The organism is Nostoc sp. CCY 9925, from assembly GCF_963920935.1.
GTDB lineage: Bacteria > Cyanobacteriota > Cyanobacteriia > Cyanobacteriales > Nostocaceae > Nostoc.
This window is the reverse complement of sequence record NZ_CAWUDO010000194.1, coordinates 1-7,259: the sequence shown is the minus strand read 5'-3', so window position 1 is coordinate 7,259 and position 7,259 is coordinate 1. Positions and strand designations below refer to the sequence as shown.

The 7,259-nt window shown below is 43.4% G+C and carries 7 protein-coding genes and 1 pseudogene; 1 reads left to right on the top strand and 7 read right to left on the bottom strand.

The window, feature by feature from the left end; genetic code table 11:
• Positions 1-152: 152 nt before the first annotated feature.
• The 7 genes and pseudogenes from ACM0OY_RS38865 to ACM0OY_RS38835 form a co-directional block, all read right to left on the bottom strand.
• Positions 153-1,499: a hypothetical protein gene (locus tag ACM0OY_RS38865; protein ID WP_414574042.1), complete on the bottom strand. Its 1,347-nt coding sequence runs from the start codon at positions 1,497-1,499 to the stop codon at positions 153-155.
• A gap of 173 nt (positions 1,500-1,672) precedes the next feature.
• On the bottom strand, positions 1,673-2,329 hold the full coding sequence (locus ACM0OY_RS38860) for a glutathione S-transferase family protein (protein ID WP_414574041.1): 657 nt from the start codon (positions 2,327-2,329) through the stop codon (positions 1,673-1,675).
• A gap of 115 nt (positions 2,330-2,444) precedes the next feature.
• Positions 2,445-3,485: an aldo/keto reductase gene (locus tag ACM0OY_RS38855; protein WP_414574040.1), complete on the bottom strand. Its 1,041-nt coding sequence runs from the start codon at positions 3,483-3,485 to the stop codon at positions 2,445-2,447.
• Positions 3,486-3,605: 120 nt separating this feature from the next.
• The gene (locus tag ACM0OY_RS38850) at positions 3,606-4,319 is read right to left on the bottom strand and encodes an SDR family oxidoreductase (protein ID WP_414574039.1); all 714 of its coding nucleotides are present in this window, start codon (positions 4,317-4,319) and stop codon (positions 3,606-3,608) included.
• A 274-nt stretch (positions 4,320-4,593) separates the two neighbouring features.
• On the bottom strand, positions 4,594-5,247 hold the full coding sequence (locus tag ACM0OY_RS38845) for a glutathione S-transferase family protein (protein WP_414574038.1): 654 nt from the start codon (positions 5,245-5,247) through the stop codon (positions 4,594-4,596).
• Between the two features lie 325 nt (positions 5,248-5,572).
• On the bottom strand, positions 5,573-6,103 hold the full coding sequence (locus tag ACM0OY_RS38840; protein ID WP_414574037.1) for a TetR/AcrR family transcriptional regulator: 531 nt from the start codon (positions 6,101-6,103) through the stop codon (positions 5,573-5,575).
• A gap of 425 nt (positions 6,104-6,528) precedes the next feature.
• A pseudogene (locus ACM0OY_RS38835) lies at positions 6,529-6,669 on the bottom strand (ATP-binding protein); the annotation flags it as partial.
• A gap of 331 nt (positions 6,670-7,000) precedes the next feature.
• Between ACM0OY_RS38835 and ACM0OY_RS38830 the strand changes: the two are divergent.
• Positions 7,001-7,249 carry a DUF2231 domain-containing protein gene (locus ACM0OY_RS38830; RefSeq protein ID WP_414574043.1) on the top strand — a complete coding sequence of 83 codons (249 nt, stop codon included), beginning with the start codon at positions 7,001-7,003 and terminating at the stop codon, positions 7,247-7,249.
• The last annotated feature ends 10 nt before the right edge of the window (positions 7,250-7,259 follow it).

Sequence of the window (7,259 nt, the reverse complement as noted above, 5' to 3'; positions counted from 1 at the left end):
TTTTCCCCAAATCCAATGCCGAGTTAAAAATGCACAAAGCGAGCAGTATTGGGATAACTAGTAAATAAAAGTTTTACTGACCCATCCTGCTTAAGTAGCAAAATTTACCTACATTAACTAAAAACTCGAAATTTTTTGCCCTCTAACTTTGTTTAGGGAACTAGTACCATTGAATGTGCGCCGCGTGCGACTGGGATAGAATAACGAGTCTGTACTAATTGCGGTTGTGGATTCAGGGGATCGCTAGCAATTCGCCAAAAATCTATAGAACCACCTTTGATGCGATCGTCAAAATGGTCATAGGTTGCAACCGCGAGATATTGGCTAGAAGCATCAAAGGCAGCAGCTTCAGGCAAAATCCCATCATAAGGATAATCTGCCACTCGGTTCAGTTGTCCCGTCTGGGGATCTAGGGTCATCAATGTCAGCGATGAGAACCAAGTGATGCGATTGTCATTGTAGGGTAAGTAACTTCGCTCTAAATTGGTAGTGACGACATATCGACCATTGGGGCTAACTGTCAATCCTTCGGGGCTGACGCTTGTCATAGCTCGTGACACCAAAGCATGGCGCGGGGAGCCATCGGTTTGTGTGTCGGCTTCTAGGCGAATACTCACCACACTGCCACGTGGGGCTTCATTCCAAGTTCCCTGCACATCCGATCCCCAAAAGAGATTATTCACAATCAAATGCCGACCATCTGGTGTAAATCGTGCAATATAGGGAGCCTTTTCTATTTTTACTACATTTCCCCAAGACTGAAGCCCAAGATTACTATCCTGACCCACAACCTTGGCAAAAGAGATTTCGGCAGTGGTTGTGTTAACAAGTGCTAGGGTATTTTGAGTAGGATGCCAAGTTGTATGGATTAGTTCGTCTCCTGGTGGTAAGGAGGACACCGCAGGATAAATTGGTTGCCCTAGTCTGCCGTTGGTTAAAGGAATTAATGCCAGAGGAGTTTTTGCCCCAGATCCTTTGGGATGAAAAGTAACTGATACAAGGGAACCATCACGATTGATGCTAACGGATGTAGGACGCTCAGCGATCGCTAATTCTTGCACTTGAGTTGGTCGAGTCGGGTTGCTCAAGTCAAACACCAACAAGCGCTTCCCATGCTTAAGATCCGCAAAGGTTTGCTTTTGCCAATTGCCCTCGGGTCTTTGCTCAAGGGTTTCAACCACCAATGCATAACGACCATCAGGTGTAACCGCTACTGCCCCAGGTGGCCCAGCAACCGAATTACTCGCCTCAGCTTCGTAAGCGCGTAAATCTCGGATATGTTTCCCTGCTAGAGGAATTACACTAATAGCATCCCGTCCTTCACGAGATCCGAGTTTACCATCAACGTAGGCAGAAGCTAGCATATCTGCATCCGATATCGAAACGAGATAACGGCCTTGAAATGCCAGAGGGGCAGCACGATCCAAAGTCTGGGCGATTGTTTTTGCAGATATGCCTATTAAGGTTGCCAACGCTAGGGCAAAGATTTTTAGGTTCATGATTAGGGACTGGGGATTGGGAACTGGGGACACTTCTCTTCTCTACGAGACGCTAAGAGCGAACGAGACGCTCCGCGTAGCTTGCTTCCCCGTAGGGGTACGACAAGCTCAGTGCAGCGCTGGGGATTCAAAACGATACGTAATCATTTTTGAACTTTTTTAACTGGAAACCCCTAAGCAACTAACTCTAGTCCAAACTTGGGAACAGGTACGGTGGTTTCAACAAAGCTTGGGCGCTTTGCCAACCGATCTAGCCAAGTTTTTAAGCGCAGACGGCTGTTAATTAGTTGTTCGCCCTCTGGGGCAAGCTTCATTGACAACAGAACAGGTGCTGTAAAAATATCTGCCAGAGTTATGGAATCACCAACCAAATAAGCTTGAGTCAGAGCTGTTTCTAGCACATCAAGATGAGAGGCGATCGCAATTACGGCACGCTTAATTGTTCCCTCATCAGCCTGTCCGCCGTTTTCAGGGATGTACACACGCTGTACAAAAATTTTTCCGATGGCAATTGGTTGAATATAACTGACTGTCACACTCATCCATTGGTGCATTCTTGCCCGCTCCAAAGGGGTTTTGGGTTGAAACGAGAGTCCGTCGAATGACTCATCGATGTAGTGCAAAATTGCCTGACTTTCGTAAATAATCTTGCGATCGTGAACTAATACTGGGACTCTGCGAAACGGATGCAGGTGACTAAAATCATCCACAGCCAAATCTTGAAATGTCACTGTTTCAAAATGGTAATCAACGTTCTTCTCCAGTAACAAAATTCGCACAGCACGAACATAGTTGCTAAATGCCCAACCGTAAAGTTGAGGTCGATCCATATCAAAACTCCCTTATGGAAAACACGACTGATCAAAAAACCTCTCGGCGTCACCGCGTCCCCCGGTCTTTAGTATCAGCCCGAATTGATAAGTCTTCAATCGGACATGATATTAATCATGAGGCTGGACGACTCCCTCCGGGCGATCGCTCTTGAGCTTGGTAATTCAGCATCCATTGGGGATACTCCACGGGTAAACGACTGACTTGATCAATCACAGCAATTTCGTCATCTGTGAGTGTTAACTCAGCAGCCATTAGGTTATCACATAACTGTTCTACAGACTTCGCACCAATGAGGACACTTGTGACATAGCTACGGCTCAGTAGCCATGTTAGAGAAATTCGAGCAATGGAGCAATTGTGGCTTTGGGCGATGGGCTGCAAAACATCAATAATTTTGTATGTTCTTTCCAAATCAACCGGAGGAAAGTCGAAGGTAGTGCGCCTTGCACCTGTGGGATTGTCTTTGTGGCGTTGAAATTTCCCACTTAATAAACCACCTGCTAAAGGACTCCAAGGTAAAATGCTCAACTGTTGGTCTTGAGCCAGCGGAATAATTTCGCGTTCTAAATCACGACCAGCTAAAGAATAGTATGCTTGTACCGACTCGAAGCGATGCCAGTGATATTTATCTGCGATCGCTAATGCTTTCATAATCTGCCAAGCAGAAAAGTTGCACAATCCAATGTAGCGGACTTTACCAGCAGCAATTACATCATTGAGAGTACTTAAAGTTTCCTCAATTGGAGTCAGTGGGTCGAAGCCATGAACCTGGTAAAGGTCAATGTAGTCTATCTGGAGACGTTTCAAGCTGCGATCGATTCCATTCAGAATATGATGGCGAGATAATCCAACTTGATTTGGGGTGTTTCCTAATCGCTCGCGTACTTTTGTGGCAATCACCACGCGATCGCGAGGCAATCCTAACTGTACAAGTACCTTTCCTAAAATAGCCTCAGACTGTCCCTCTGAATAGACATCGGCTGTGTCAAAAAAATTCACGCCTCCATCAAAAGCAGTTTTGACGAGTTCTGTAGCCGCATCAATATCCAACTCGCCGATCGCTTTCCAAAAACCAGCACCACCGAAGGTCATAGTACCAAGGCAAATTTCGGAGACGTATAAACCCGTTCGTCCCAGTAATCGATACTGCATTTGTCTATCCGGTTTAATTGGGTGAAAAATACTGTATGAAGGCAAGAGGCAACAGGCACGAGGCAATTAATTTTTCCCTATTACCTATTGCCTATTGCCTATTGCCCATTTGCTATATACCTACACATAGCGATGACCACCATCAATGTGAATGACTTCGGCTGTAATTGAAGGATTGGTCATCAGAAAAATAACGGCGCTGGCAACTTCTTCAGGTGTTGCTAACCGTCTAGTGGGAATCTTGGAGGCAACGTCTTGAAAAGCTTCTTGCTTGGCTGGGCCAAAAATTGTATCCCACATGGGAGTATCAGTCCAACCAGGGGAAACAGCATTGACTCGAATCGGCGCTAGTTCGATCGCCAAAGCACGAGACATTTGTTCAGCCGCAGCCGTTCCCACCGCAGTTGCCCAAGCACCGGGAACTGGGCGATCGGTGGATAGTCCACCAGTGAGGGTAATCGAACCACCAGAAAGCATTTTTGGCACAGCCGCTCGAATCACATAAACGCTTCCCCAAACGCGGCTTTCAATAGCAGGGCGAAATTGCTCAACAGAACCATCAAGAATTTTACCACCGACAAAGCTACCAGCTGAAATATAAACGTGGTCAACCTGTCCCGTTGTGCTAAACAAACGCTCTACTGCGGCTTCATCAGTGATGTCTACTAGGCCAGTGTAAACTTTTCCTAGCCGCTCAGATGCCTCCTCCAATTTGCTTGAGGAGCGACCTGCAATTGTCACTTCTGCACCTAACTGTTTTGCCAATCGGGCAGTCTCATAGCCGATGCCTTGACTACCACCAACCACAACTACATGTTTACCTTCTAACTGCATTGCTTGAACCTCCTGGGCAATAGATTTTTTTGAGAGTATGTTTATATGAACACTCATTGACTGAGGGTATTTAGTCAGAGCGACTTGATGTGTCTAGGAAGTTTGCGATCGACAATGACAACGCCCCTCATGTCCTTGAGCGCTCACCTGTGTTATCTGAGGTGTTGATGATGGTCTGACAAAAATTATTGAGAAGCCAATCATCATTCAAATCTGCGTTTTTCTAGCAATCTCAACTGTGCAACTTCAAAGCACATCAGCTTACTACTTATATCTAACCTTGTGCCTTTCCTTCTAGGAGTCCGGCGAGAGTTTGCTGAAAGCTCTGACGCTGGCTGAGATTGTTTAACCACGCTGCTGTTTTGGGTCTAGCTTTAATCAGTGCCGATCCTTCCTTGGTCATGTTGACGTAGTACACCATTGACCCAACTATGATGTCAGCCAAGCTCAATGTATTACCTACAATAAATGATGTTGCCAGCTCGTTTTCGAGGACATCTAGATGTTGACTAGTAATGTTTGCTGACTCTGCAATGACAACTTCATCAGGTATACCACCCATAATCGGACTCATTATTCGTTGCAAAAACAATTGCATCACACCGACTGGATATAAATAATTTGCCGCAATACCAATCCATTTCCGCACCTGGGCGCGTGCTTTGGCGTCGGTGGGTTGTAAGGATGGCCCAGCAAAAGCTTCATCAACGTAACCTAAAATTGCTGGAGTTTCGTACAAGACGAAATCTCCGTGTTCCAATACGGGCATCTTCCGAAATGGGTTGAGCTTGGCGTATTCCTCTGTCCCCAGATAGTCAAACCCGATTTCGTTGAAGCGGTAGTCAATTCCTTTCTCGATTAACACAATGCGGGCAGAGCGGACATTAGGACTGACTGGAAAGCCGTGTACAACAACTAAGTTAGACATAAGGTTTACTCCTGAGGTGTTAGCAAGTATTTTTGAACGTTCGTTCAATTTGAACACTCATTCAAGATAAAACTAAATAAAATCATTGTCAAGACAAAACCGTAAAATTAATTCATAAAAAGGTGTCGGGAAAACCTATTGCTTTTAGGGATGTGATGAAAGACGCCTTTTTACGCCGTTGACGGTTAAGAGAACAGTCATCAGTCAACGTGAAATTCCCTTTTTATACCAATTCACTAAAATCAAGCAACAGATACAAACTGTAAAATCCAGATGCCATCTGGTTTTCTTAATTTTGAATTTTGAATTGGTATTACGGGTGGGATCAGCTTAAATGAAGTAGTGTCCTTGCTCCTGCTGCAATGCCGTTAAGGGTTTGAGCATCGCGTCGGATTCGTGCAACTGCTAACATACCCACAACTAATCCCAGCAATGCTTTAGCATTCGACTCGATGGCAAATGATTTCGGCAAATCTCCGTCCTCAATTGCCTGAGCAAGATTGAGATGAAAGAATGATTCAATTTCGTCTAAACGATCCTCAATAATCGCGATCGTGCTCGGTGAATGGGATTCGCGCTCTATGGCTGTGTTAATAATCAAACAACCCTTCTGTTTCGAGTCGTCGATCATCGCTTTTGCCAATAGATCAAACCATTGTTGAATACATTGCAAGGGTGGACAATGGCGTGGCATAGAAGCGCGAAAGAATTCTTGTGTGTATTTTTTGAATATTTGCTGAAATAACTTTTCTTTGTCGCCAAAGGCAGCATATAAGCTTCCAGGCTGGATTCCTGTGGCTTGCACAATATCTTTCATGGAAGTGTTGGCATAACCACGCTGCCAGAACAAATCCATAATGATCGTTAAAACTTCGTCCGTATCAAACTCTCGTTGCCGAACCACGGGGTAATTGAAGTCTCCCAATTGTGTGTATTTGTTAACTATACACATTTTTGAATGATTAATCAATATTGATTCTGGATAAGTATATACACTACTTTATAAGTAATAAAATTAACATATATTTCATAAACTTCCAGTATTCTAGTCCCAGATTGAGTTTAATTCAATTATTCTGCGATGTTTTTTGATGAAAATTTGAAGAGCGATCGCCAATTCCAACCCAATGCTTTTTCCTAATATATTTTATTTTGAACAAACGCTCAAAAATATTTTATTCAATTCATCTAACATCAGGTTAAATTAAAGATTTACACCAGGGAACCGCTTAATTGTTTGTTACGTACTGATAAATTTTCACCGACTTGACTTATTTAAGACTAAATAGGCAGAGTCATAATAAACTTCGTTCCCTGACCAGATATTGACGAGCAGCTGATTTGTCCATTATGTTTATCAACGATAATTGGGTAGCTGATAGCTAATCCTAGCCCAGTTCCCTTACCCACAGGCTTAGTTGTAAGTGGTTATTCAATAGTTTATGTTACGTAAATCATTCTAAAGATAGTGTTTTTGCTTCCCACTTTCAGAAACTATTTATTCAGACTTAATTTAAAAACACTGTAGGAATCCGGTTTGATTTCTGAAAAAAATCCGTACACTTCTAATACCCTTCTTTACTATTGCCTATTGCCTATTGCCTGTTCCCTGCCTTTACGAGTAATTTCAAAAATCAAATACTAGTCCTATATCTTTGGTTCTATTAAATAAAAATACGTAATTAAATAAAATTATATTTTTATTTTTACCGCAGCAAATCATGATAGCGCGTCAATACTGAAGGAAAAAATGATACCTACTCTGCCTCTCAATAGCCAAAATCTTCCATACCCCGACCCCATACACCCCATCATTGTTCACTTTGTGATTGCGATGGTGTTTTTCTCATTTTTTTGCGACGTAGTAGGTTACTTTACCCATCATGTGCGTTTGTTTGAAGTAAGTTTTTGGAATATGTTTGTCGCTTCGGGGGCTATTTTCTTAGCAGTTATCTTTGGTTCTTGTCAGCTTTTGGTGATGATGAAAGGTTACGCGCTTTAAGGCAGAAGGC